This is a genomic window from Deltaproteobacteria bacterium, assembly GCA_019310525.1.
Lineage (GTDB): Bacteria > Desulfobacterota > DSM-4660 > Desulfatiglandales > HGW-15 > JAFDEE01.
In genome coordinates this window covers 1-25620 of the sequence record JAFDEE010000077.1, presented here as the reverse complement: position 1 = coordinate 25620, position 25620 = coordinate 1, and the positions used below count along the sequence as shown (strand labels likewise).

At 55.7% G+C, this 25620-nt stretch carries 22 protein-coding genes; 9 read left to right on the top strand and 13 right to left on the bottom strand.

Translation table 11 applies throughout. The annotated features are described in order from the left end of the window. Positions 1 to 704: 704 nt before the first annotated feature. From JRF57_13120 to JRF57_13110, 3 genes are all read left to right on the top strand, one after another. A complete protein-coding gene (locus JRF57_13120; GenBank protein MBW2304639.1) occupies positions 705 to 2024 on the top strand; it encodes an amidohydrolase in 1320 nt (439 codons plus the stop codon). Between the two features lie 277 nt (positions 2025 to 2301). Next, entirely contained in the window at positions 2302 to 3672 is a 1371-nt protein-coding gene (locus tag JRF57_13115; protein MBW2304638.1) for a M23 family metallopeptidase, read from the top strand. Between the two features lie 110 nt (positions 3673 to 3782). Continuing rightward, positions 3783 to 4415 carry an HD domain-containing protein gene (locus JRF57_13110; protein MBW2304637.1) on the top strand — a complete coding sequence of 211 codons (633 nt, stop codon included), beginning with the start codon at positions 3783 to 3785 and terminating at the stop codon, positions 4413 to 4415. Between the two features lie 67 nt (positions 4416 to 4482). Here the strand turns inward: JRF57_13110 and JRF57_13105 are convergent, their stop codons facing one another. Further along, a complete protein-coding gene (locus JRF57_13105; GenBank protein MBW2304636.1) occupies positions 4483 to 5259 on the bottom strand; it encodes an IclR family transcriptional regulator in 777 nt (258 codons plus the stop codon). 306 nt (positions 5260 to 5565) lie between these two features. Between JRF57_13105 and JRF57_13100 the strand changes: the two genes are divergently transcribed. The 4 genes from JRF57_13100 (at position 5566) to JRF57_13085 (ending at position 10156) form a co-directional block, all read left to right on the top strand. Further along, positions 5566 to 6615, top strand: a complete 1050-nt coding sequence (locus tag JRF57_13100) for a 4Fe-4S binding protein (GenBank protein MBW2304635.1) — start codon at positions 5566 to 5568, stop codon at positions 6613 to 6615. Between the two features lie 810 nt (positions 6616 to 7425). Next, on the top strand, positions 7426 to 7692 hold the full coding sequence (locus tag JRF57_13095; protein ID MBW2304634.1) for a hypothetical protein: 267 nt from the start codon (positions 7426 to 7428) through the stop codon (positions 7690 to 7692). Position 7693: 1 nt separating this feature from the next. Beyond that, positions 7694 to 9634 (top strand): aldehyde ferredoxin oxidoreductase family protein, encoded by a 1941-nt coding sequence (locus JRF57_13090; GenBank protein MBW2304633.1) that lies wholly within the window; start codon positions 7694 to 7696, stop codon positions 9632 to 9634. 24 nt (positions 9635 to 9658) lie between these two features. Next, the gene (locus tag JRF57_13085) at positions 9659 to 10156 is read left to right on the top strand and encodes a 4Fe-4S dicluster domain-containing protein (protein MBW2304632.1); all 498 of its coding nucleotides are present in this window, start codon (positions 9659 to 9661) and stop codon (positions 10154 to 10156) included. Between the two features lie 115 nt (positions 10157 to 10271). Here the strand turns inward: JRF57_13085 and JRF57_13080 are convergent, their stop codons facing one another. From JRF57_13080 to JRF57_13070, 3 genes are all read right to left on the bottom strand, one after another. Beyond that, positions 10272 to 10979, bottom strand: coding sequence for a molybdopterin-guanine dinucleotide biosynthesis protein MobB (locus tag JRF57_13080; GenBank protein ID MBW2304631.1), 708 nt, complete (start codon positions 10977 to 10979; stop codon positions 10272 to 10274). A gap of 146 nt (positions 10980 to 11125) precedes the next feature. Beyond that, a complete protein-coding gene (locus JRF57_13075) occupies positions 11126 to 11398 on the bottom strand; it encodes a MoaD/ThiS family protein (protein MBW2304630.1) in 273 nt (90 codons plus the stop codon). A gap of 16 nt (positions 11399 to 11414) precedes the next feature. Next, a complete protein-coding gene (locus JRF57_13070) occupies positions 11415 to 12146 on the bottom strand; it encodes a HesA/MoeB/ThiF family protein (GenBank protein ID MBW2304629.1) in 732 nt (243 codons plus the stop codon). 721 nt (positions 12147 to 12867) lie between these two features. Here JRF57_13070 and JRF57_13065 point away from each other — a divergent pair. Further along, positions 12868 to 14346, top strand: a complete 1479-nt coding sequence (locus tag JRF57_13065; GenBank protein ID MBW2304628.1) for a hypothetical protein — start codon at positions 12868 to 12870, stop codon at positions 14344 to 14346. Here the strand turns inward: JRF57_13065 and JRF57_13060 are convergent. The 7 genes from JRF57_13060 to amrA all read right to left on the bottom strand — a co-directional run bounded on the left by JRF57_13060 (position 14333) and on the right by amrA (position 23302). Continuing rightward, the gene (locus JRF57_13060; GenBank protein ID MBW2304627.1) at positions 14333 to 15046 is read right to left on the bottom strand and encodes a general secretion pathway protein GspB; all 714 of its coding nucleotides are present in this window, start codon (positions 15044 to 15046) and stop codon (positions 14333 to 14335) included. The two genes, JRF57_13065 and JRF57_13060, sit on opposite strands and share 14 nt — an antisense overlap. 141 nt (positions 15047 to 15187) lie before the next feature. After that, complete coding sequence (locus JRF57_13055) at positions 15188 to 16972, bottom strand: AAA family ATPase (protein MBW2304626.1); 1785 nt, start codon at positions 16970 to 16972, stop codon at positions 15188 to 15190. A gap of 4 nt (positions 16973 to 16976) precedes the next feature. Beyond that, positions 16977 to 17888, bottom strand: coding sequence for a response regulator (locus JRF57_13050; protein ID MBW2304625.1), 912 nt, complete (start codon positions 17886 to 17888; stop codon positions 16977 to 16979). Positions 17889 to 17993: 105 nt separating this feature from the next. Continuing rightward, the gene (locus JRF57_13045) at positions 17994 to 19187 is read right to left on the bottom strand and encodes a sensor histidine kinase (protein ID MBW2304624.1); all 1194 of its coding nucleotides are present in this window, start codon (positions 19185 to 19187) and stop codon (positions 17994 to 17996) included. Between the two features lie 85 nt (positions 19188 to 19272). After that, positions 19273 to 20457: an AmmeMemoRadiSam system radical SAM enzyme gene (gene amrS, locus JRF57_13040; protein ID MBW2304623.1), complete on the bottom strand. Its 1185-nt coding sequence runs from the start codon at positions 20455 to 20457 to the stop codon at positions 19273 to 19275. Positions 20458 to 20575: 118 nt separating this feature from the next. Beyond that, the gene (locus JRF57_13035) at positions 20576 to 22687 is read right to left on the bottom strand and encodes a hypothetical protein (protein MBW2304622.1); all 2112 of its coding nucleotides are present in this window, start codon (positions 22685 to 22687) and stop codon (positions 20576 to 20578) included. A gap of 39 nt (positions 22688 to 22726) precedes the next feature. Continuing rightward, positions 22727 to 23302: an AmmeMemoRadiSam system protein A gene (amrA, locus tag JRF57_13030; protein MBW2304621.1), complete on the bottom strand. Its 576-nt coding sequence runs from the start codon at positions 23300 to 23302 to the stop codon at positions 22727 to 22729. 406 nt (positions 23303 to 23708) lie between these two features. Between amrA and nth the strand changes: the two genes are divergently transcribed. Beyond that, the gene (gene nth / locus JRF57_13025) at positions 23709 to 24332 is read left to right on the top strand and encodes an endonuclease III (GenBank protein ID MBW2304620.1); all 624 of its coding nucleotides are present in this window, start codon (positions 23709 to 23711) and stop codon (positions 24330 to 24332) included. Positions 24333 to 24411: 79 nt separating this feature from the next. Here the strand turns inward: nth and JRF57_13020 are convergent, their stop codons facing one another. Together JRF57_13020 and JRF57_13015 are read right to left on the bottom strand one after the other, a co-directional pair. Then, a complete protein-coding gene (locus JRF57_13020; GenBank protein ID MBW2304619.1) occupies positions 24412 to 24693 on the bottom strand; it encodes an RNA-binding protein in 282 nt (93 codons plus the stop codon). A 340-nt stretch (positions 24694 to 25033) separates the two neighbouring features. After that, positions 25034 to 25234 (bottom strand): cold-shock protein, encoded by a 201-nt coding sequence (locus JRF57_13015; protein MBW2304618.1) that lies wholly within the window; start codon positions 25232 to 25234, stop codon positions 25034 to 25036. Positions 25235 to 25620 lie beyond the last annotated feature (386 nt).

Below are 25620 nucleotides of genomic sequence, written 5' to 3'. Positions count from 1 at the left end.
GCTTTCGCGGCTTATCAGTGGGGGAAGCCGCAGCTCACGCTCTAAGAGAGCGGGAGAATGCGGAGGGGGCAGGTGTCCCCCGCTGATAAGCCGCTGAAAACACCAGCCCGGGAGACTCCGAACGAAAGAAAAGGCGACATCGGCCCTTCAGAAGCTGTTATCGAAATGAAGTACTCACCGGGTGTTATGAAAACGGAAGGGGCATGGGGATCTTTTCCTCGTTCCCGAGTCTCACGGCCTGGTTATTTCAAGGGGTTAGGGACGGGGGAGTCTTGCCCCCTCCGCCGTTCTCCCGCTTTTACAAGCGGGAGCCGGGGTTTCCCCCATCCCTAACCCCCCTGAAATAACGAAGGTTTACCTGCTACTGTCTGGCAGGCCTCCAGACAGGTCACTTCCGAAAAGATCCCCATGCCCCTTCTCCCGGTGGTGCAGGCAATGGTCTTTCGGGTGAAACACTTGATCCAGAGAGACCTTTGAAAAATGTTCAATTTTGTTCAAGGTCAAGGAAGGCGAAAATTTTAACCATCCCGCTCAGAATACCAGGCGGCAAAGGTACCATACATTGAAGTATTTCGAGGATTAAAATTTGTCCGCGTTTCACTTGGACCCCACCCTTCGGGTGGGTCCCCGGTTTGAGTCTGACGCAGCTTGTCACGCCGTAGCCATAGCGAAGGCGAAAGATTGGGCAAAAGGCTGAGGGAGGCATGTCAAGGACCGGTACCGATCTCATCATTGAAGGGGGAATCCTTCTTTCACGGGCTAAAGGGGCCGATCCCCTGGAAAACGCCCGGGTGTGGATCCGGGGAGACAGGATTCATAGGATCGAGACGGGTTCTTCCAAGGAACCGCCCCCCCCGGGGGTGGAAGTCATCGACGCCCGCAAAGGTCTGATCATGCCCGGTCTGGTGAATGCCCATTGCCATACCGCCATGACGCTTTTCAGAGGCCTTGCAGACGATCTTCCGCTCAAGAAATGGCTTTTTGAGAAGATATTCCCGGCGGAAGCCAAGCACCTCTCTCCCGATACCGTTTATTGGGGTTCCCTCCTGGGGTGCCTCGAGATGATCGCCTCCGGGACGACAACCTTCGTTGACGGGTACTTTTTTCAGGACAGCACGATAAGGGCTGCACAGGAATCGGGCTTGAGGGCCCTGGTAGCCCAGGGGGTGATCGATTTTCCCGCCCCCGGAGTCCCCGATCCCGGGGATAATCTCAAGGTGGGGGAGGCCTTCCTAAAGAAATGGAGCGGGGTTTCGGATCGGATCTTTCCCGGCCTTTTCTGCCACAGCCCCTTGACCTGTTCGGAAAGCACCCTCAGGAAGGCAGCTGAACTTTCTGCCGCTTATTCGGCTCCCCTCCAGATCCACCTCTCCGAGACGGTGGAAGAGATAGAGGAAATCTTGAAAAAGACCGGCCGCCGGCCGGTACATTACCTGGAGCGCCTGGGGATCCTCCGGGGAAGGCTCATCGCCGCCCATGCCGTGCATGTGAGCGACGAGGAAATCCGACTCCTTGCCGAGCGGGATGTCAAGATCGTCCACGTTCCGGAAAGCAACATGAAGCTGGCCTCGGGGATCGCCCCCATCCCGCGAATGATGGATGCGGGGCTGGTCCTGGCCCTTGGAACGGACGGCTGTGCCTCGAACAACAACCTTGATCTTTTCCAGGAAATGGATTGTGCGGCAAAGCTCCACAAGGTCGCAGCCCTCGATCCCGAGTGCCTGGACGCTGAATCGGTCCTACACATGGCCACCCTGGGAGGAGCGGAACTGCTGGGCCTTGAAAAGGAGATCGGCACGATCGAGGTGGGGAAAAAGGCCGATATCATCGTCGTTGACCTGGAAAGCCCGCATCTGACGCCTTGTTACAGTCTACCGTCCACCCTGGTATACTCCGCCGTGGGTGCAGACGTCAAAGACGTCCTGGTGGATGGGAAGGTCCTCATGAAAGACAGGACCATCCTTACACTCGATGCAGCCGTGATCATGGAAAGGGTCCGGGCCATAGCCGGGGAAATCGGGTAGTCGCACGAAATTCCTTTGCCTGGTCCCTGTCTCACCAGTGAGACAGGCTTTCTTCGGTTTAAAAGGCTTGCCTTTGCGGGCGCGAATTGCTATTCAGGTGGGGCGCTTTTCGACGGGAGAGCGGTGAATGAAGCGGTTCAATCATCCACAGGGCACGTGGCCTTTACGTGGTCGGATTTAAATCAGGAACGGAGTGCCTGCCAAGGCGCGGGGAATTTTTTTCTCCATTACAACCGGCACGATCTCGTTCTTTGTGAATGATCGTGGATAAAGGTCCATGGGAAAAATAAAGCGTATCGTCTATTCTTTGACCCTTGTTCCACTCCTCATCATCCTCGTCCTCTTCGGGTGGTTTCTCACCGTCATCTTCGAGGGAGAAAAACCTGCCATGACTCTTCAACCGCTCCCCGAATACCTCTCCAAGGAACAGAAATTTTCCTTGAAGGTCGAGGATCGGAAACGGGGGCTGCGGCGCGTAAAGGTGGCCATCCGCCAAGGAGGAAGGGAAATCCCTGTCTTTGAAAGGCGGTTTCCGTTCATCGGCCTGCTGAACCGCAAGGGAGTCCATCTCTTTTCCGAAGAATTCCTCCTCGATCCAGAGGAACTGAACCTGGTCCAAGGCCGGGTGGATCTCACGGTCCGGGCGTGGGACTATGCCATGAAAAACGGCGGGGATGGGAATCTCGGTCTGGTCGAGCACAAGATGACCGTAGACACGATTCCACCCTCCATAAGCCCCGTAAGCCCCATTAATAACGTGTACCAAGGGGGAGCCTGCCTTATCGTGTACCGGACGTCCTCGGACACGCTGGAGAGCGGCGTATACGTAAATGACATCTTCTTTCCAGGGTTTCCCGCCGGAGTTGATTCCAAGGAAGGATATCATGTCTGTTACTTCGCCCTGCCCCATGAAGCCAAACCCAAGCCAACCCTCTTTCTATGGGCCAGGGACAAGGCGGGGAATATCTCAAAGGCGACATTTTACTGTCATATCATCCGGAAGCGTTTCCGCAGGGAAAAAATGAGGATTTCCGACCGGTTCCTGAAAAAGGTGCTCCCCTATTTTTCGTTCTATCCCCTTGATTCGGAAGATACGGATATCAAGAAATTCCTCAAGATCAACAACCAGTTGCGCAGAGAAAACCATCAAACCTTCCACGAACTGGCTAAGAAAACCTCCCCCCGGAGGCTGTGGAAAGGGCCCTTCCTCAGGATGAAAAACGCGGCCACCATGGCACAGTTCGCGGACAGGCGCTCTTACTATTACAAGGGTCGGAAGGTTGATGAGCAGGTTCATCTGGGTGTGGATCTCGCCTCCCTGGCCGGCTCACCTGTCCAGGCCTCGAATCGAGGCCGCGTTGTCTTCGCCGGTAGGCTTGGAATCTATGGAAACACTGTGGTCCTGGACCACGGGCAAGGCCTCGCTTCGGTTTACAGCCACCTCAGCGCCATCATGGTCGCCATGGACCAGGAAGTGGATAAGGGAGCGATCATCGGCAGGACCGGCCAGACGGGACTCGCTGGAGGTGACCATCTTCACTTCGCCGTCATGGTGCACGGTGTCTTCGTCAATCCCATCGAGTGGTGGGATCCCCACTGGATCAGGGATAACATCACCAAGAAGCTGGCCTTGATCAGAAAGGATTGACTCCGGTTTCCCTTTCCTTCGCCTTTAATGAACGGTCGGGCCATTCCGGCCCTTTCGTCGCTCTTTGGGTGTCACCTCCTTGCCGAATTCGGATGCAAGCCCTCATGAACATGATGGAAGAGATCAAGACCTTCGCCATGGGTTTTTTCGCCAAGGCCCCGGGGAGTCACGACTGGCAACACGTGCTCCGCGTCCGGAACCTCTGCCTTCACATCGCGGAAACAGAGGGGGCGGATAGGCAGGTGCTTGAGATCGCAGCCTATTTACATGACATAGGACGACCTGCCCAGGAAGCCTCAAGGGGAAGGATCTGCCATGGGGAAAGAGGAGCGAAGATCGCAGGGGAATTCCTTGAAAGGTATCCCCTGGACAGGGAGACGAGGAACAACATCCTCCACTGTATCCGGACCCACAGGTTCCGGGGAAACCATGCTCCGAAGACCCTTGAGGCAAAGATCCTCTTCGATGCGGACAAGCTCGACGCCATCGGTGCCGTGGGGGTGGCCCGTGCCTTCCTCTTTGCCGGGGAAGTGGGCGCGACACTCCACAACCCGTACCTGGACCCCGAGGAGGCCGAGGCTTACAGCGAAGAAGACACCGGGTACCGGGAATACAAGCTGAAACTGGCCAAGATCAAGGAGCGGATGCTCACACGAGAGGGAAAACGCCTCGCACAGGAGCGCCACGCCTTCATGGAGGCCTTCTTCGAGCGGTTTCTTGAAGAGGTCGAAGGCCGGGTGTGAAACGAGAGATGATACGGCATAAGCGATTCACGAGGTCCGGAGATGAACAAGGCGGGAAGCCCGGGCACTAGGACACCAAGTCGGGATTTTCCTTCATCCATCTGCTGATCAGTCGCGCCGCATCCCGTGTCTCCCGGGCGACGAGTTTCATCTTCTCATCATCCAGAATCGCCTTGAATCCCACCGCCCAGACAGCATACAGGGTGTCTCCCAACCCCTGGATAGGTGCGGCGACCGCCCGGACGCCCGGGATGTACTCCTCGTCGTCTTCGGCGTACCCCTTATCCCGCACCTTCCTGATCTGCTCGAAATACTCGCCCGGTGAGGTGATGGAGTGCTCCGTGTACTTGTGAAGCCCCAGGGCGCCTACAATGTTCATGACCTGGGCCTCACTCAAACAAGCCATCAATACCTTTCCGACGGCGCCAGCCAGAATCGGGATGGTGGTGCCGACGGGAGAGGTGATCTTGAAATCGCTCGTAGATTCCACCACATCCAGTATGGTCACGTGGTCCCGGTTCAAGACCCCCAGGAAAACGGAGGCTTGGGTCTTCTGCATTAAATTTTCCATCACAGGACGCGCAAGCTGTTTCAGATCCACCTGGCCGATGGCCCGCCTGCCGAGTTCAAACAGGGTATAGCCAAGGGTATACCTCTTGGTTGATGGATCCCTTCTCACGGCCCCGACCTTCTCCAGGGCGGAGGTAATGCCGTGGATGGTGCCCTTGCTCATGGAGAGCCGTTTGGCCAGCTCACTGATGCCCAACCCCCTTTCTGATAAAGACAGGAGGCGTAGTATCCGGAACGCCTTTTCTACGGAAGGCGCCCTGTATCCTTCTCCCATATCAGTTCACCATGTTGAACGTTTGTGCCACCTTAACCCTTTCCTTTTGTTCTTGTCAACCGGAAGTTTAGATTCTTTGAATTTCTTTTCCTGAGGGAAATACAGCCGTTAAGGAGACGAGTTTTCCCCTTGACAACGAGCCTGGTATTGAGCTATAGCCGCGAATAAAGTTCATAATAATGAACCCGCACTCTGAGCTGTGGAAGGATGGAGGGGAGATCTACCGGCGCGGAGGGGGGTGCGGTCCGTGCGGTGTCTTTCTTGGACGGTGAGGATCTCCTCGCAGGACAGGTAGGAGCATACGGGATGGATATGGAATCATTCGTGGAAGGACCTCTGTTGCGGTTGGTCTTCGTCCTTTTCACCGCCGCCGTGGTCGCGCGGCTCCTGTTTTTCATCATGGCCGTTCTCCGGAGCCGGAACGATAAAGGTGGAGGGGTTTCTTACGTCTTGCAGATTCTGGGGCGGTTCCTGCTCCCTTACCACAAGGCGTCTCTCCGAAAGCCCCTCTATGCTTCTCTCCGTTACATCTTTCACCTCTGCCTGGTGGTTGTCCCGATCTGGCTCGGCGGACACGTGGTCCTGTGGGCTGAATCCCGCTTTGAATGGGACTGGCTTTCTCTCCCGGATTCCTGGGCGGATATCTTGAGTCTTGTTCTTCTCATACTTGCGGGTTGGTTTTTTATCCGGAGGATTGTATTCAAGGAGATCAGGGTCCGTTCCTCCTTCAGGGACTTTGCCATCATCTTTTTTACCGCCTTCCCCTTTTTGACCGGATATTTCCTCTCCCATGGCACTCTGGACGGCGTGGGCTTTCTTGGCGACAACATCAGAACCATCCATGTTCTGAGCGGTGAGATCATGATTCTCATGGCCGCATTCCTCTTCTGCCGGACCACGATCAACCCGGATCGGTGCATCGGGTGCGCGGCATGTGAACTGGCATGCCCGACCGGGACCATCGAATCCAGGGATGAGGGGAAACAGAGGATTTTCGATTATTCCCATTACCAGTGTATTTGCTGCGCCTCCTGCGTTATGACTTGTCCGGAAGATGCAGCGGAACTCAGGCATCGGTTCAGTCCCGCGGGATTCTTCAAGATCGCGGGGAAATACGAGATCAGGAAAACGGATCTATTCGAATGCGAACGCTGCGGTGCCCTTTTCGCCCCCGAGCCCCAGATGGACAAGGCCAAGGCGACATTCCCGGATCGGGATTATTTACGTTTCTGCCCCGAGTGCCGGAAGACCAACATGGGGGACCTCTTCCAAAAGCTATCGCCCTGGCACAGGAAAACCGCCCAGGATCGTGAGAGAGGGAAAAATTCTCTTTTCATTCGAAGCCGCGACCTTTGAAAAACGCCCATTGTCACCCCTGCTCATGGGGTTCAGTTACAATTGAGATTAGAGTACCAAGGCTTAATGCTTTCGATCCTTTACTCCTTGGAAGGAGAGTTCGAGCAATGGCCGATGGCCCCTTTTCTGAAGTGACTGGCGGGATTATCAGTGGGGGAAGCCGCAGCTCACGCTCTCTTAGAGTGAGACCTTTGAAAAACGTTCCATTTTGTTCAAGGTCAAGGAAGACGAAAATTTTAACCACAGGAATACATTGAGTATTTCGAGGATTAAAATTTGAGCCTGACGCAGCCTGCCCGCCGGCTGTTTGGCGGGCTTGTCACGCCGTAGCCATAGCGAAGGCGGAAGATTGGGGAAAAGTGCCATTTATAGATGGGCACGAGATCTTTACATCGAATCACGGCCACTTTCATATCGTTCATCATAGCGAACACAATCCACTCCATCCTTTTTCCCGCTATGTTTTCTCCCTCTCGCCGGATCTCCGCTCCCTTTTCTGGGGGACAAAAGGGCATATGTCTCTTTTGATACAAGGTTTTTCCTCTTGACAAAAAAATGAGTTTGGCTATGATCCAGACGTTTAGTTCATAATAATGAACCCTCTAATACTGGTTTATAAGTACAAAAAAGCAAGAATATGGGCTGAGGGACGGAAAGTTCATTCCAATGAACGGCAACCTTCGAATCCAAAATAAACAGTCTTAAACTCATTAAAAATTTAGCCTGACGCAAAAAAATGGGGAAAAGTGCCATTTATGGATGGGCACGAGGCAACAAGGGTTTTCAAGAGTCAAGAGAAAGGAGAATGCGATGACGGTAACCGACAGAGACAAATCCACCGCTGAAAGCCTGCGTGCTACGAGGACTTACGGCAAGGTCAGATGCCACAATCCCACGTGCATGGGAAGGCTTCAGCCGAAACCGGGTGACAAGACCATCAAGTGCGACAGGTGCGGAATGGAATACCGAATCGCCTGGGTCAAGAAGGGATTCCCACGTATCAGGGGCCCGGTATGGGATGTAAACAAGAAAATAGCCGAGGAGTCACTAGCCAAGAAGATGAAGGAGGGAAAGTAATATGCCGTTGAACAGAAAAATCGCCTATATTGATCTCTCCACCGGGAGCATCGAGACGAAACCCATACCTCTTGAGATTCGAAAAAAATTCCTGGGAGGCAGGGGTCTGGATGCTTACCTGCTTTACAACCATACAAAGAAGGGATGCGACCCGCTTGGACCGGACAACACTCTCCTGGTAAGTGGCGGCATCCTCACTGCGACATGCGCCTCGGCCACAGCCAGAACCCACGTCATGGCAAAGTCTCCCCTGACCGGGCTCCTGGGAAGCGCCAACATGGGCGGTTTCTTCGCCCCGGAGATGGCCTGGGCCGGTTTTCACCACCTGGTGATCAAGGGCAAGGCGAAACATCCCGTCTATATTTACATCCATAATGGTGAAATCGAAATCCGCGATGCCAGGGATCTCTGGGGACTGTCCGTAACCGAGACCCAGTGGGCCATCCGGGAGGAACTTGGTGACCAGGAGGTCAAAAGCATGGTCTGCGGGCCGGCCGGTGAAAACCTCGTCCGCTTCGCCAACGTAATGACGGGAATAAAGAACTCCGGCGGCCGGACCGGCATGGGATGTGTCATGGGGTCCAAAAACTTGAAGGCCGTAGCCGCCAGGGGCACCATGGACATCGACATCGCCCATCCGGCCGAAGCCCTCGAGTTCAATAAACGTTTCATCGACCAGATCACCAGCGCCAAGGTGAACCAGACCCAGGGTACCCTCGGGACCCCCTTCATCTGGGGCGCCACCAACTCCTGGGGCGGCATCCGGTGCAGGAACTTCCAGTACAATCAGTGTGAGTACGCCGACGATATCGAGCCGGAACGCATTGACGAGATCTGCGAGGAGACCATGGGGCCCTACCATATGACCGGGTGCTTCGGCTGCCAGGTCCACTGCCGGGCCCAGTACAAGATTCCCGAGGGTCCTTATGCGGGACGTTATGATGAAGGCCCTGAATACACCTCCCAGGGCGCTTTCGGAGGCGAACCCGACACCCCCAGGGCCGTTACCGTACTCACCGGGAACCACTTGGTGGATCAGTTCGGCATGGACAACCTGGAAACGGGAAGCCTCATTTCCTGGGCCATGGAACTTTACGAACTGGGCATCATCGACAGCAAGCAAACAGACGGCCTGGATCTGCGCTTCGGAAACGACGAGGCCGTTTTGGAAATGATCGAACGCATCTGCTACCGAAAGGGATGGCTGGGTGACACCCTGGCAGACGGCGGTATCGCGGCCTCCAAAAAGATCGGGAAGAACTCCTTCGACTACCTGATTCATGTCAAGGGCATGAGCAATCTGCACTCCGATGAAAGAGCCACACCGGCCCTGGCCCTCAATATCGCCTTGTCCTCAAGGGGTTCTGACCACCTCAGGAGCCGTCCCGCCATCGACCTCTATCATCTTCCGGAAGAGGTCTTGAGGAAAATCTACAGCAGCCCGGTGCCCTACGACGGTCCCCTGAGCTCCGAGCATACCGAATACATCGGAAAGGCCTGGCAGGTCTTCTGGCAGGAAAACTGTTACATGGCCGTGGACTGCCTGGGGATCTGCAAGTACCATACAACCTTCCTCGGGGCGACTCTGCCCAACTTCGAGGACTGGCCGAAGGTGCTCTATTACAATACCGGCATCGAGATGACTCCCAAGGAGATCTGGGACGTGGCTGAGAGGTGCAATAACATCGAACGCCTCTTTAACCTGAGGGAAGGTCTAAAGAAGGACGATCCGGAGAAGGGTGACGTGCTCAACCATCGCTATCACGACGAGCCCACGAAGCGAGGGGCGCCGGACGTGGTCGGCCGAGTCATTGACAAGAAGAAATTCCTTGAAATGCGCGCCGAGATATACGAGCACAAGGGCTGGGATGAAAACGGCGTTCCAACGCCTGAAACCCTGAAAAGACTCGGTATCGACAAAGAGCCGTCCCACCTGCTGTAGCAATTCCATGAGAGGAGGAAATCAATGGCTAAAGTCCTGCAAATAAACTACCAGAAATGCACAGGCTGCCGGCTTTGCGAGCTCGTGTGCGCCGTGGCGCATGACGGTAAGTCGAACCCCGCCCGAAGCCGCATCAAAGTCATGAAATGGGAGGCTGAAGGCCTCTATGTACCCATGTCCTGCAATCATTGCCAGGACGCGCCCTGCATGAATGCCTGTCCGGTGAAGGCCATCTACCGCGACGAAGAACTGGGCCGCGTGATGGTGGATTACGATGTCTGCATCGGCTGCCGGACCTGCGTGGCGGTCTGTCCCTTCGGCGCCATGTCTTACAATACCAAGGACAAGAAGGTCTTCAAGTGCGACTTCTGCGACGGTGACCCTCAGTGCGTGCGTTTTTGCGAAGTACAGGCCATCGAATACGTGGACGCTGAAGAAGTCAGTATCGAGAAGAAGAGGGAGGCGGCGGAGAGGCTTTCCGTGGCCGGGAAAGAGGCGGCCGTATTGTTCGGCCAACTCTAACGGAGCCCAGGGCCTTCGTCCCCCCGAGGGATAAAGGTTTTTAAGGAACACAAAGGGGGCCGGGTTCGCTCGGCCCCCTTCTTTTTGTGCCCTCCAAGGACGGAAAGAGCCCCCGTCAAGGGATCGTGATCTCCACGGTTCCCTTCCTATATCCCTTGAAGGTCGAGAGCATGGCATGGATCGTATTTCGTATGAGGCCGTCCGTAAAGGCGTTCAGAGGGAGAAGCTTCCCGTCGATCCTGATGGTAACGGAAGGATGAAGGGACAGGCAAGACTCTAATGCGTCCTCTCCCCTGACTATTCGTGTTGCAAGCTCGTAACAGCTTTCATAACCGCACTTCCCGCAATCCAGTCCGGGCAACTTGAAGGCCCGATCCCAGGCCAGCGCGGCCATCTGTCGGATATGGTCCGGGTCCGTGATGTCGTAATCACCCTTGCCCCGCCCCATACCTGCGGTGCAGATTTCCAGGCCGTCCAGGAGCGCTTCCCGGTCCTCCTCCCCTCGTAGACAGACGATCTTGGGATAGGTCTTCTCCTTCTTGAATCCCTCAACCAGGACGATATCTCCGGGCGCATGAATCAACAAGCCGTCCAGGTCCCGATCACCCTGGAGAAGCATTTCCGTCTTCCCTGCCGAGACCGCGACTACCGATTCAGCGAATTCGCTGTATTTCCTTGAATCATTGACGGGAAAATCCAGGCCCTCGTTCACATGTTTGATGACGGAGACCTTCCGTCCCATCTCATTCAGGACCTTTGCAAGCCCGATACCCAGGCTGGTTTTTCCGCTCTTCTTGAAACCAACGATTCCTATGACCCTCATGATGAAACTCCCGTTCGGGGATATCGGTTCACGTGTGACGACCCGGTCTGAAAGAGTAGTAGACCGGGTATTCAACACGCCGCCCATGCCCCGGTGAGTGTTCCCGCTCCGGCAAAACCGGGGAGAGAGACGTGGTCCTCGTTTTCCTATCCACCTGAGAGCAGAAGCGTGATATGGATATCGTCCCCATCCCGGACCTTCTTTGCCAGTTCATCCGGATAGGCGCTTTCCGCGTTCACGTAGATCTCAAACAGGGGATTCAATCGACCCTTGGGCGTGAAAAGCTCCTTTTGAAGCTCTGGATACTTCTTCCCGAGATCCTTCAGGCATTCTCCCACCGTTGTTCCATTTACCTCGATGGTGGACTCACCTCCGGTATACCGGCGGTGGGTCTGATGCACATGCACCTTTACACTCACCTTTGCCTCCTTCCTCTCAAAGTTCGCCGCAATGGTCACATTGCGGATTTCTTTTCGTCTTGAATTCCTTGAAGACTTGCTCTATTCCGTCATAGAGAAGCATTCTGCCGGTCAAGAGCCGTCCGGCCCCCACTATGTACTTGACGACTTCCGATGCCTGTATGGCCCCGATGACTGCGGGAGCGACTCCGATGACCGGGAACTTTTCCCTGGGGACGGGACCCCGGTACATGCACCTAAGGCAGGCCGTCTCACCCGGTATAATCGTCGTGGCGCGGCCTTCGAGCCCCCGGACTGCGCCGTGAAAGAAGGGTATCTTCTTCTCAACGGCCACCTTGTTCAATATATATCTTGTCGGCAGATTGTCCATGGCGTCGACGATGAGATCAAAACCCTCAACCAGTCGGCCCGCGTTTTCCTCATCAATGGTTTCTCCCAGGGCCTCCACCTTGACATGGGGATTCAGGCTTGTGAGTTTTTCAAGGGCCGAATCGATCTTTTTCCGCCCCAGATCCCCTTCCCAGTGGAGGATCTGCCTGTTGAGGTTGCTCCGTTCAACCACGTCCCGGTCTATGATCCGAAGGGTTCCCACCCCTGCGGCCGCCAGGTAAAGGGCTGCCGGCGAGCCCAGTCCCCCGACGCCGGCTATCACCACCCTGGCCTCCTTGAGCCTCTCCTGGCCTTCCTCCCCGATCTCGGGCATCATGATCTGCCTGTCGTACCTGACCCTCTCCTTTTCCGTGAGCATGTAATAAAGCCCCCTTTCCCGGGCCTCTCACCCAGAGACCTTTGAAAATGTCCTCTTTTGCCCAATCTCCGCGTCACCGTGAGACCTTTGAAAAACGCCCCCTTTTGCCCAATTTCTGCGCCTGCCTGTGCCGGGCCTATCTGCCGTTCCAACGGGACAGGCAGGCACGGCAGACAGGTCAGACTCAAACCGGGGACCCACCGTTGGGTGGGGAGTCGTCGCTACCGGGCGGACAAATTTTAATCCTCGAAGTTATTAAAACTCCTATAGAATTTATCGCTTCAAGCAGGATCTGACATGTTCTCCTCGCTACGCTCCCGCCAGATACCGGCGGACAGGCACTGCGGATTTCGTCCCTTCATCTATCCTGATTCAGGGCCGAAATACGCCCGCTCCGGAGAAAATGTCAGCCCCTGCTTTCCGTTGCCCCGGGACTCCCGTGCGAGGGCAGAGGCTTCCACCCCTCCACGGTCTTCCTTTGCACGATGAGGATGGATCTTCCCGTCCGATTTTCCCCATTCTCCCTCATTTGTCAACTTTGTCAAACCCCTCCGCGTCCTGCCCCACGGCAAGCCTTCTTCAGTAAGGGCCTTTACATACTCCTGTAGGTGTGAAATGTGTATAGTCCACCCTCTGCCCTCTCCCCCTGGGGGCGCCTTTATAGGATTCAACAACAAGGCCTCCTCTCCCTGGACAAGAAACAGGGGAAGGGGTAAATTCCATGCACATTCTCAAGATCGGACGGGTTATGCGCAAACCCATGGCCATCATCGCCAGTTATTTCGAAGGAGAGGACTATGGTCTTCTCGGCCCACAAATGGCCGCCACCATCATCGAGGACCATACCCCTTTTGAGTGTATGGTCCTGGCCCTCACCCGTGGAGACGATCGGAATCTCATCAAAAAGGGCCTCTCGGATTATTTCGGCAAGGAGAGGCCCATAGTCGGCTTTTCCACCTTGAGCGGCAGGGAGGATCTCTTCCTGCTGGCCAGGGAACTCAAGGATGAGGGGGCCTTCACCATCCTTGCCGGACCCCAGGCGGACGTGGATTTCCTCGGGGAAACCGGCTGGCGGGATCATCCCCATCGTTTCAAGGGCCTTGCTGATCATTTCACCCTGGCCATCCAGGGTCCCGCGGAGCAGGCCGTCCCCCTGTTGAACCGGATAGAGAGCGGAGATTGGAGGAATATCAGGGGACTTCTTTCTCTCTGTAAAAACGGCGAAGTCTTCCGAAACCCAAAGGCATCCTGGAACGAGACCTTTCTCGGGAAAGTACGATGGGACAACCTCTACCGGGTCGGCCCCGGCGGGTTCTTCAGGCACCGGGTGCAGTTGGGTCAAGTTCTCCAGCACATCGGCTGCCCCCATGCTTCCAGGCCCAGGAGGATCTCCGTGGCCTATCCTTCCTATTTACAGCCGGGGAAAAGAAAGAAGATCAACTTGGTTTTCAGGGGTTGCAGCTTCTGCGACGTGGCGGTGGACAAGGGATTCCGGGGGGCCCTTTCCCTGGAGACGGTTCTATCCCAGATCCGGTGCCTGCCGGAGACGGAGGAGAAGAGAAAGATTCCCTTTGAGTTGATCAACGAAAACGCCCTGCCGGGGCTCCCCCGCCTTCTTGGAGAATGTGAAAAAAGGGGGATCCTTCTTTCCCGGATCAACCTCACCCTCCGGGCGGACTGGTTCCTTCTCGGTGAAAAACACCTTAGGGAGGCATTGGGAATGGCCCGGCGGCAGCGGGTGCGGATTCTCCTCTCCTCCGTTGGATTTGAATCCTTCCATGACGGAATCCTCCAAAACCTCAACAAGGGCGTCACAGTTGAAACCAATCTCAAGGCCATCCGCCTCATGAGACGCCTCAAAAAGGAATTTCCCTTCCAATGGGCCTATGCCACCCGCGAGGGGGCCCTTCATGGATTCATTCACCCCACTCCCTGGGACACGCCGGAAACGGAGGCCGGAATCCGGGAAATCATCGCCTGCCATGGCTTATCCGCAGACATCCTCCCTCCCCACAGCGTTCCCCTCATCATCCATCACGCCAGCGGACTGGCGGACTGGATCAGGGAAATCGAGAGGAGGGAACAGGTTCGCTTCAAGCGGTATGTCTCGGTGATCGGGTGGTGGGAGGAGGCCCTGCTGCCTCCAGGCGAGGATCAGGGGCCGAAGGGCAACTGCGACCTGCACGTCATTCCAGCGTAAATCTTAGTTCCGCCTGCCGGTCCCCCGACTCCACGGACACATGATTCCGCTCGATGGCCTTGACACGCAAACCCTCAATGGTGCCGCCCTCATGGACGATCCGGCCGTTGATCACGGCGAATCGGCTCTCCGGATTGTTGGACCACACGATGGCCTCGAGCTTGTAACGGGATAGATCGATCCCTCGGTCGGCTTCCGGTTCCTTGGGGGTCTCAGGGTTTTCCATTGCAGATTCGGGGAGGTTGATCGGCACAACGGGAGGTACCGATGCTGGAGACCTGGTCTCCTTTGGGACCCCGGGAGAAAGGATTTTTTCCCGGGGTTGATTCCCTTCGGGGGCGGTCTTCGTATCCGGCAAGGTCACCGGTCTTTTTACTTTCATGTTGGGTGCCGACAGAACGGGCGCGGATCCCGTCATTCCAGTTTCCCCGGCGGTCGTGAGGCTCAACCGGTTCTCCCTTGCTCCGGGGGATGGTTCAGGAGGTCGGTCCGTTAAGAGCGGGCTGTTGAAAAGGATCCAGGCCCCGGTCCCAAGGACAAGAAGCACTCCCGAGAAAACACACCACCGCACATACTTCCTCTTCTTCGCGCGCCGCCTCACTGCCCTTTTCGGGTCGATTTCCTGTGGGAAAGAAGGAATCACCTCCTCCCGGGGGGAATCCCTTTCCACTTTTTCAAGCGCCTTCAGTATGGAACTCACAGCGAAACTCCCTTGCTCGATGAGACATCTCCCGGGTTTATCCTTTGGTCCGCAGCCTTTTCAGATCCCGCCCCGGCCCAGTCACTCGGCCCAAGGCTTAGAAGAAGCGGGTTTCCGAATTCACCGGTTCCCTCCTCCCACTCATTCGTTCCCGCTCAGGTGAGGTATTTGCAGGTCTTTCTTCTCGTTGTAAAGGGCGATCTTGGTCGCGGGTCCAACGATCCCGTCCACGTAGATGCCGTGTTTTTCCTGGATGAGCATAATGGCGTCACGGGTCTTGGGGTCGTAGGTGGGATTGATCTCAATATCACCGAATCCCAGCTCCTGGAGATACATCTTGAGGGCGATCACGGAGTCCCCGGGGGCATCCATGGGAATCGTTCCCTCGAAACCGAGAAAGTTCTTCCACGGAACATAGGCATCTCCAGACCAGAAAGGAGACACCTCGTCCCGAGCCAGGACCATCGAAGCACCATTTTCGTCCCGAGCCAGTGTAATCTTCTGATCTTCGATACGCTGGAGGGCCAAGTACCTTGGACCATCTTTCCCCTTTGTACGAAACCGGAGAATGGCGGGAAGGTTCAACTTCCGGAGCAGGCCGAAATCCCCCTTGATCCGGTAAATATTCAGTCCGTTCTGCTTCGCGGCGAGCCTGAAGAATTCTGTGTCGTTCTTCATGTCTTCGAGGTAACGGCCCAGGACGGGACGGACCTCCCATTCCGAAAGGACCGCCTGAAGGGCCTTGCTCCTGGACTCACGTCCGTCGAGTCCTGCCAGGAACTCCCCGAAATCCCCGCTCCCCCCGGCCTGCTCCATCTCCTGAGAGGCGGGAGCATTTGCGGGCCGGGCGGTTTCACCATCAGGAGGGACCTTGGCCCTGGGAAGGGTCGGCTCCCTTCCCTCCTGGTCCAGTTCTTTTGGCACCGTCCCGGCCGGGTCTCCTGTCTCAACGCCCACGGGGCGAGAGGCTTGTCCCACATCGGCGCTCCTCTGATCCCTGAACCAGCCCCCGATACGCAGGCCTGCGGGACGGTAGAAAACAACCGCGAGGACCAGGAGTGTGAGGGTGAGGGCCGGAAGGTAAATTCTCCAATTCGGCCGCCAGAGCCGTCTCCGCTCACCCCTCGCCGCCAGTTCCCGGACCGCGGACCTCGCGATGGTCCCCGTGACCCTGCGGGTATTCAGGCCGAAGGCCGTCAACAGGGCCCTGTCGCATGCGATATTGACCAAGCGGGGGACCCCACCCGAATAGCGGTAGATAACCTTCAGGGCAGCGCGGGTAAAGGGGACCGGGGACTTCTGGGAGGCCACCTGGATCCGATGGCGGATGTAATCTCTCGTTTCCCTGAAGGAGAGGGGATGGATATGGCAACTCAGTGTGATTCTCTGGCCCAACTGCCGAAGTTCATGAGAATCGAGTTTTTCACCGAGTTCCGGTTGCCCCACGAGAATGATCTGGAGAAGCTTGCTCGTGGTGGTCTCCAGATTCGAGAGAAGCCGAAGCTGTTCCAGGACCTCTGTGGTGAGGTTCTGGGCCTCGTCGATGAGTACGATGACCCGCTTCCCTTCCCGTTTCTTTTCCAGGAGAAAGGAGTTCAGGATATCAATGAGGTCCTTGGTGTTGGAGGCATCCGAGGGAAGCCCGAACTCGTCGTTGATGGCCTTGAGGAGTTGGAGAGAATCCAGCTTGGGATTGAAGATGTAAGCCGCCTCCGTGTTCTCGTCCAGGCTCTCGAGGAAGGCCCGGCATAGGGTGGTCTTCCCCGTTCCCACCTCGCCGGTGATCTCCACGAAACCATCCCCCTGGGCCACGGAGTAAGCGAGATGGGCCAGGGCCTCCTCGTGGCTCCGGCTCAAGTAAAGATAGGCGGGATTGGGCACCAGTTGGAAGGGCCGTTCCCTGAATCCGAAAAACCGCTTGTACATGGATCTACTTGGGACCTCCTCTGCCCGGCTTGGGATCGGCGTAGTGCCGGTAGTGGCTCTTCAACCAGGCCTCGATGGTGGCCGAGTCGTGTCGGACATCCACGCGCAGGATTCGTTTCCGAACCGTCTGAGGCCCTTTGTAGACGTAAAGCCGGGCCTTGCGGGAAAGGCGGACGGAATAGACGTCCTCAACGCCCTGGTACTTGTGGATATTGCTCCCCGGTGTGGACATGGTGTCCCGATCGAACTGGACGAGCCCCTCCACGAGACCGCTGAAGAGTTCATTACGCTTGAAGTAGATGTCTTCGAGGTCCTCGACCGCGTAATCGGTCATCTCAGAATTCTTCAAGAGATTGCCGATGATGTCCTTCACGTTTTCGAAGGCCCGCATCTCATTGCTTCTGTTCAGGCGCTCCCTGATCTCGTCCCGGTCCTCCTCAACCCGTTTCATCTCTTCTTCCAGGAGAGTCTGGTACTCCAAATGCTCCTGGATCCTCTTCTCCAGTTCCCTGATCTCTTCCACTTCGTGTTCGCTCTTTCCAACGTAGAAATCGATCATCTTGATCAGGTGAGCGCCCGTAACGGGCTTGGGAATGAAATAGGTGTGGCTGAAGCGTTCCGCCTCCTGGATCGCCTCCGTATCCATGCCGGTCAGGAGGATTATGGGCAGGTAGGGATAGTCTTCCCGTATGAAGGGGATGGCCTCGAGGCCCGAAAGACCGGAGTCCTTGAAGTGGATGTCCAGGAGAATCAGATCAATGGGGTCTCCCGTGGTCTTGAGGTATTCAAGCAATTCTATAGGATCGTAAAAGGACTTGAGTTCCTTCAGGACCTCGTTTCGTTCCAGGTAAAGGCGGATGGTATTGTGGACCTTTTCCTCGTCGTCTACCAGAACAACGAAATACTTGTTCCTCATTGCTTTAAGCTCCGTTTCACTCGTTCCAGGGCTGCGCCCTTAATGGAACTCGGGGAACTTTTCCCTTCTCCCTTTGGGCGGATCATCCCGGGGAGCTTCTTTCCCTCACTCCGCAAGCGGGATCCGGATCGTCACACGGAAGCCCTTCCCGTGTTCCGTCACGGCATTGTCCCCCCTGACCTGGAAACCCATCCTGTCCGAGAAGAACTTCACGAAGGTGGTGCCCAGGCCGTAAGTGGCCCGCTTCGAAGAAGGGATGGGTTCCCTGAAGACTTTGTCGAGATATTCCTCCTTCAGCCCTCCGCCGTTGTCGGTGATCACGAGCAGGAGTTCACCCCTTTCGGCCCTGAGATCAATACCCAAGTAAGGCTTGAAATTCCTGTAGGCCGAAAAATCCTCCCGCATGAGCGTGATCTGCCGGAGTTCGACGGCCTTCTGGGCGTTCTTGACCAGGTTGCGGATGATCTCCACGACCTTGTAAGGATCGCAAAAGACCCTTCGCTCCAGGATACCATCCGATTTCACCACCTGAAAATGCACTTCGTACTTGCGGGAGATGGCCGCCAATTCTCCGGACAGTTCCTCTTCCACGGCCTCGACCAGCTTCTTCACCTTCATGTGATCCGGGTTGAAGGTCAGTTTTTTCTCCAATCCCTTCAAGTGCCGCAGGATGGCCTCCTGGAAGGGCTCGATGATTTCCCTGTAAATTTCGTTTTCCCTGTCTTCCGGGAGGTCGTTGAGAATATTGTGAATATTGGATCGCCAAGCCCCTTGGAGAAAAAGGAGTTCATCCTTTGCGTAGTTGGACTGGGCCACCACATCCTGGGTGATCTTTCTCTCCGTGACCAGGAACTCGAGGAGCCTGGCCTTCTCCCTTTCCTCTTTCGTCTCCAGGGCCATCCGCTCCCTGGCCTCGTCCGCTGGGGACTTGAAAAAGATCATGAAGGCCATCAGGAGAGCGAAACTCACGGAAATGATGATGAAGGAACGGCTCAGGAAAAGCATGGGATAGAGGGTTCCCGCCGGGAAGAGGGGCTTGGAATAGATGAACGTGAAAAGCAGGTTGAAAAAGGCCACGTATACAAAGGTGGCCTTGCCGCCGAGGAGCCAGGAAAAGAAGAGGCTGGATACCACCAACCCGAAGGCGAAGAGAAAGTAACGCTGCTCATTGGCCACCAGCCTGTCGAAAACCAGAAAGGAGACGGTATAGACCAGGAAGAGAATAACGGTTAGCGATGCAAATCGCCTCTTGTCCGCGAGCAGATCGATAAAAAACTGGGATAGACGGCGGCTTCTCATATCTTTTCCACATCCGATTTTTGGCGCCGTCTTCCGGAAGACGGCGCCCCTATTCTACCCTGCTTTGCGGAAAATACAAGTGGAGTCACTCCCGGGCAGACTGGTCGGCCCAGCGACCGGGAATGGGCGTTTGGCAATATTCGCATTTCCCTTTCACAATGTGGACTTGCCCGAGATAATATCCCAGCCGCTCGATGAGAATTTTCCCGCAGTGATGGCAGTAGGTATGGGCCGCCTCGTGTCCCGGCACGTTTCCCACGTAGACGTAATGGAGACCTTCAGCCAGTGCGATTTCCCTGAACTTTTCCAGGGTCCCGACAGGTGTTGGCGGCAGCCGCGTCAGCCTGTAAGCCGGAACGAATCGGGTGAAGTGAAGAGGATAATCCGGTCCCAGCTCCTTGAGGATCCAACCGCACATCCGCCTGATCATATCCGGGTCCTCCACGTAGGTGGGGACCACGAGGGTCGTGATCTCGAACCACACCCCCTCATCACGCAGTGTCTTGAAGGTGTTGAGCACCGGCTGGAGCGTCCCCCCGTTCAGGCAACGATAGATCCTATCGTCAAAGGATTTGAGGTTGATGTTGGCCCCGTCCAGATATTCGGCCAGTTCCACCAGAGGGACTTCGTTGATGTACCCGTTGGATACGAAGACGTTCCTGAGTCCCATCTCCCTCCCCAGCCTCGCGGTATCATAGGTATATTCGTAAAAAGTGACGGCCTCTGAGTAAGTATAGGCGATCGAGGGGATGTTCCTTTTTCGGGCCTCTCTCACCACCTCCTCGGGAAAAAGCTCGGCAAAACGGACATCCTCCGGCCGCTTCTGAGAGATCTCCCAGTTCTGGCAGTTCAGGCACCGGAGGTTGCACCCGGCGGCAGCGATGGAGAAGACCGAGGTCCCGGGATAGAAATGATTGAGAGGCTTCTTCTCAATGGGGTCCACATGTACGGCGCAGGGATTTCCATAGGCAAGGGAATAAAGCTTACCTCCGATGTTCACCCTGGAGCGGCATACCCCTCGATCTCCGGGGGACAGCACGCAGGCGTTGGGGCATACCTCGCATCGGACCCTATCCCCCTCCTCCGTGGAATAGTGAAAGGCCTCGATGGACCATTTCCAGGGTCGTGGAGGGGCGTCCCCCTTGAAGACGTGCCCTTTTATATCCTTGCACCTATCCAGATCGATCCTCGGGAGCGCGCCCCCCCGTGCGGGCCACAAAAGGGCACAGGCTCCAAGTCCCAGGAATTTCAGGAACTCCTTTCGGGTCATGCGCGGATTCACTGGTAAAGGCCTCCGATTTCAGCCTGCCCCGCGCCCACGAAGAAAACGAGAGCGCGGCACGGGAGGGCACCTCCCGCCGTCCGTATGGTGCCGGCGACAGGTAACCCTATCTTTTCAGGCCGAAAAACACCCACATGTTACTTGAAGTCTTGACCAGGATCAAAGCAATTATGGCCTCCTGAAATCCCCAAAACGGAATCAGGACCGCCCCGGTGAGAAGGGTCCCGAAGGCCGCCCCTGCCAGATCGGCTGCCAGGCAGCCGGCCGCAGGGCTCCTCTCCTCCCCGATGAGGCCCGAGGCTACGGGAAACTGGTACCCGCAGCAAAGGGCGAACAGGAAAGCAAAGGCCGGAAAGAGGATTTCGGGGGGCGTGATGCGGGAAAACCGGACCCAGATGAGGCAGACCCCCAGCAGGATCAGGAGAAGGAGGTCCGAAAAGAAGAGAGAAGGAAGGAAATCCTTCTTCCGCCGGATCCCAAGAAGGGCGCCGGGGAGGAGTCCGACCAGGAAGGCCGTCACCAGGATCCCGATCTTCAGGTACACGTACCCATAAGCCGCTTGAAACCCCATGATACAGATCATCTCCACACCCATGGCGGCCAACCCCGTGCTGAAAAGCACGTACTCCTCCCTCTTCCGCAAAAAGAAGAGGTAGAGGACGGCCGGGAGGGAAAAGAGGAGAACGAGGGACCTGAGGGCAACCCCCTGCTTCTCCAGCCATTCCCTGAAAACGATGCCCATGATGCGGGGATGGAAATCACGGTTGATCTCGGCGGTGGCGTCCAGATTCTCGTTGATGTAACGGATCCTTTCAGGAGTTGCGTTCCCGAGGTAGAACCCACGCACGTAGAGCGTTTTGATACCCTTGGCATCCAGCCTTGAAGGGATGTCTGTCCATAACGGGCCGTTCCGGCACAGAAATACGGCCTTTTCCCCTGGGATGACCAGAACGTTTCGGAAGTGCCTCCGGGCCGTGCTCAGCACGGCCGAAAGTTTCGCCTTCCTGGTGGGACTGAGATAGTTGGCGGAAAAGCTGAGTCGAAAGGAAAGGATCCCCTGGGGGGTGAGGGCCCGCCTTGCCAGGTAAAAAAACTCGTCCGTAAAAAACCGATTGATCTGGAAGGTATCCGGGTCCGGGAGATCTATAACGATGGCGTCGTATGGGTTCCTGACCTTCCGGATAAATCGTCTCCCATCGTCGTTCAGGACCCGGAGCCCTGGGATATCCGGCAGGATCCCCAGATCCCGCGCCACCCCTGTCAGGAGTGGATCCAATTCCACGTAGTCGATCTCCCGGGGGTTATATTTCCTTACCTCTCCCAGGGTCTCCCCCAAACCGCCGGATACGAGAAGGACCCTTTCCACCTTGTCCAACTGGCTCAAGGGGTAGTGGATCTTTTCTTCACTCCGGACGATATCGCCGTCCGAGTAAAGGGGCAGGCCCGATTCCCAGAAGGTGTGCTGTGGGCCTTCCTTGGTGATCACCACGCGGCCGTAAGGAGACTCCAGATAGCGAAGGATATCGCCGTATTGCCTGGAGAGGGTTCTGACCTCGAACCCGCCGTCCAGGGAGAAGAGGAAGAAGAGAAGGGTAGATAGAAGACCTAAGGCCAGCAGGAAATACCGCCTGGAGAAGAAGAAAACAAGCAGGGCTGCCAGGATCAACGGAGAGGAGGTGACGGCCACGGTCTTGAAGGGCTTGAGCCAGCTCACGAGCAGGAAGCTGAAAAACACTCCCCCTAAAACGTCCCCGATGTTATCTACAAGATAGAGCTTGCCCGCGGTCCACGGGACCTTTCGTTCCTTGAGGGAAAGTAACGCGTAAGGCAGGATAAAGCCTGCCAGGAGACAATAAGGGGCCATGGTGCCCAGGATGAACAGGAAAAGGTCCTGGAAACCCACGGATATCCCGTGTAGGAAAAGGACCTCCCGGAACCTGCGTATCAAGAGGAGCTGAACCAGGGGCCAAAACCCGGCAAGCAGGGAGAGCGCGGCGAACAGGGTAAGGGACGCCCGCTTGATCGGCCTTGCAAGGAGGCTTCCCAGGGAGCCCAGCAAGAGCCAGGAGGAAAGAACCAGGGAGATGGTTATCTCATTGCCGTGGAACTGGGTCAGGAATTCCCGTACGGTCACCAGTTGAACCGTTATGGAGGAAATCCCGGTGCTGATGATGGAAAATATGACAAGTCGCTTCGGGACCTCTGAAAAACGTCCCATTTTGCCTGATCTTCCCCTCCGGGCCGGAGGCTTGACCCCTTACTCCTCGAAGGCCTGGACCTGGTAAGTGGAAACCTCCAGGTCACCCTTTTTCCAGGCGTCCCCATCCAGGCCTGCCTTCATGCACAGATGAGTGAGGAACTCCTTCTTGTCCGGGAGTTGTTCCCAGACCTGGGGGAGGAAAGTAGCCTGGTGGTACCCCTTTTTGATGATCACCCCGTCCACGCCGGGTCTGAGCTTTTCAAGCAAGTCCTGCGCGTCTTTGTAAGGCAGTTCCCGGGGATCGGTAAGTACACTTATCTCGATCTTGACCCGCTTCCATTCTTCCCTGGTAAGGGGCCTGAACCTCGGATCTCGAAATGCAGCGTTCAGGGCGTTGATCCGTATACCTTCCAAGATGGTCTCATGGGGAATGATGTGCCCGATACAACCCCTAAGACGCCCTTCCATGGTAAGGGTGACGAAGGTGCCCCTTCTTTCCAGCAGTTTTTTGGAAGAACCCTCCTCGGCACTCTCCTTGCTCTCTTCGCCAAAGAGGGCCGCCTCGATGGTCTTTCTCGCAACCTTCAGGAGGTATTTCCCCTCTTCTTCCGTCAGTTGATGGGACTCAACCATGTTCTCCTCCTTCACCCCGTTCAAGCCGACACAGGCCTCTTTGCAGGCTACTCTATACCCTTTGTCCCCTGGGTTGTCAGCCGATACCCCTCCGATAGCGCCTAACACCATGAGGGGAAGAGCAACCGCGCAAGGCTTCAACCCACGGATGAACCTTAACAAACCTGAGCCGTTCATGATCCTTCTCTCCTGGAGTCTCTATCAATCTGCCCGAATCATACCTTTTTGTCAAAGCCATTCCTTCAATACGGCCAACCTCCCGCCCCCCTTTGGGCGGGATCCTATGGACCGGGGTTTTTCACGACTTGGTTGCCATTTCAGCGGGCCTCCGTTAACATGGGCAACGAGGTGCCCTGAAGATCTTCAGCCCGGGAGAAAGGAGAATATAGTGGAAAGCCGGAAAAAGATGAGGGAAAGGGCGGAGGCCGTCCTGAAAATCCTGGATCCCCTGTACCCCCGCGAGAAAACCGCCCTGAAATACCGCACCTCGTTTCAACTCCTCGTGGCCACCATCCTCTCGGCCCAGTGTACGGACAAACGGGTCAACGAGGTCACGGAGAAGCTTTTCAAGAAATACAAGACACCCGAAGACTTTCTCAAGGTTCCAATAGCACGACTGGAAGAGGAGATCCGGCCCACGGGATTTTTCAGGAATAAGGCCAAGGCATTGAAAGGTTGCAGCCGGGGTCTGGTGGACCTTTATGGGGGAGAGGTTCCTTCCACCATGGAAGAAATGTTGAAACTCCCGGGGGTGGGCAGGAAGACAGCCAATTGCGTTTTAGGCGCTGCCTTCGACGTGCCCGGCGTGGTGGTGGATACCCACGTCAAACGACTTGCACAACGTCTAGGATTCACGAATAATCAAGATCCGGACAGGATCGAGAGGGACCTCCAGGAACTGCTGCCCCCCGAAAGATGGAGGCGTTTTTCTGATGTACTCATCTACCATGGACGGGAGGTCTGCAAGGCCAGGAAACCTGCCCATGACCGGTGTGCGGTCTTTCATCTTTGTCCGTCCAAGGACCAATGAGGCCGCTTTTGGACTTTCCGCCGATGGACCGCCCCTTCCCCGGCCCTGCCGACCCCGGAGAGGAATGATCTTTACGGAATTAGTATCTGCCTCTTCGGGAGGAACGTTTGCCGCGCTTCCTCCCGGAATCCGCAGGATTGACTTTGATATTCCGTCCATTCATGAATTTTCCGTTCAAGGCCTTGATCGCCTGATCGGCCTCCGCGTTGCTGGGCATCTCAACAAAGCCAAACCCCTTGGACTGCCCTGAAAACCTGTCGGTTATGATCTTTACGCTTTCGATCTCTCCGAACTCCACAAACATCGTCCTCAGATCCTCCTCGGTGACGCTATAAGACAGATTGCCCACATAGATATTCATTGAAAACCCCTTTCTTTAGGTTTCTATACCATTCATTTCAGCCTGAATCCTGCACGAACAATCTTGGCATTAAAAATTTAATAGAGATTTACACTGATAGGCCGGACCGCAAGCGGTCGCTATCGAATGCAGATTCAGTGAAATCGACGCCTGCAGGATTCAGGTTCAAAGGACCGTGGACGCCGAGAATTGCGCCGCACCGGGGAAACACCAAATAATATGTCCTTTAAAGCAGCATATTCGGCATTTCCATGCCGCCGTTTCTCATAAATTAGAGGGAAACAGAAAGGGGCACCCCATCGCCCTGCGACGGAATACCCCTCTCTTTCCATGAATAGATTTAAGCGGCTGTGACGTTTACTGCAGCAGGACCTTTCTTGCCCTGCTCAATGTCAAAGGTCACCCGATCGCCTTCATAAAGCGTCTTGAACCCGCTCGCGTTGATTCCGGAATGATGGACGAATACGTCCGGGCCGTTTTCCTGCTCGATAAAGCCGTAGCCCTTGCGTTCATTGAACCATTTCACGATTCCATTAGCCATTGTGGCACCCTCCTTTCGAACAAATTTTCATGGTTCCAGACTTCAGGTTGCCACTCTTGACAAATGGAACATCCCTTCAGAACGAAACTAGCCACCCCATCGGGTGATTGAGCATGAATAAAAGTCACTTTAATACTACATTTTAAAAAAATCAAGTTATTTTTAAGAAAAATTAATTGATCCAAACAATATTTTCATTCCGCTTACTTGAATGCATTCCGGAAAAAGCCCGCCTGCGTGGGGAGCTACACTGGTCCCATGTCCTGAAAAAAATGAACTACTATCGGCTGAAGCCGATAGCTTTAGGGGCCAAGGGTTCAGGGTTCAAGCGAAAATCATTTTACCTTTAATCCCATTACTGTCCAAAATAGAATTATTTTGCTGTT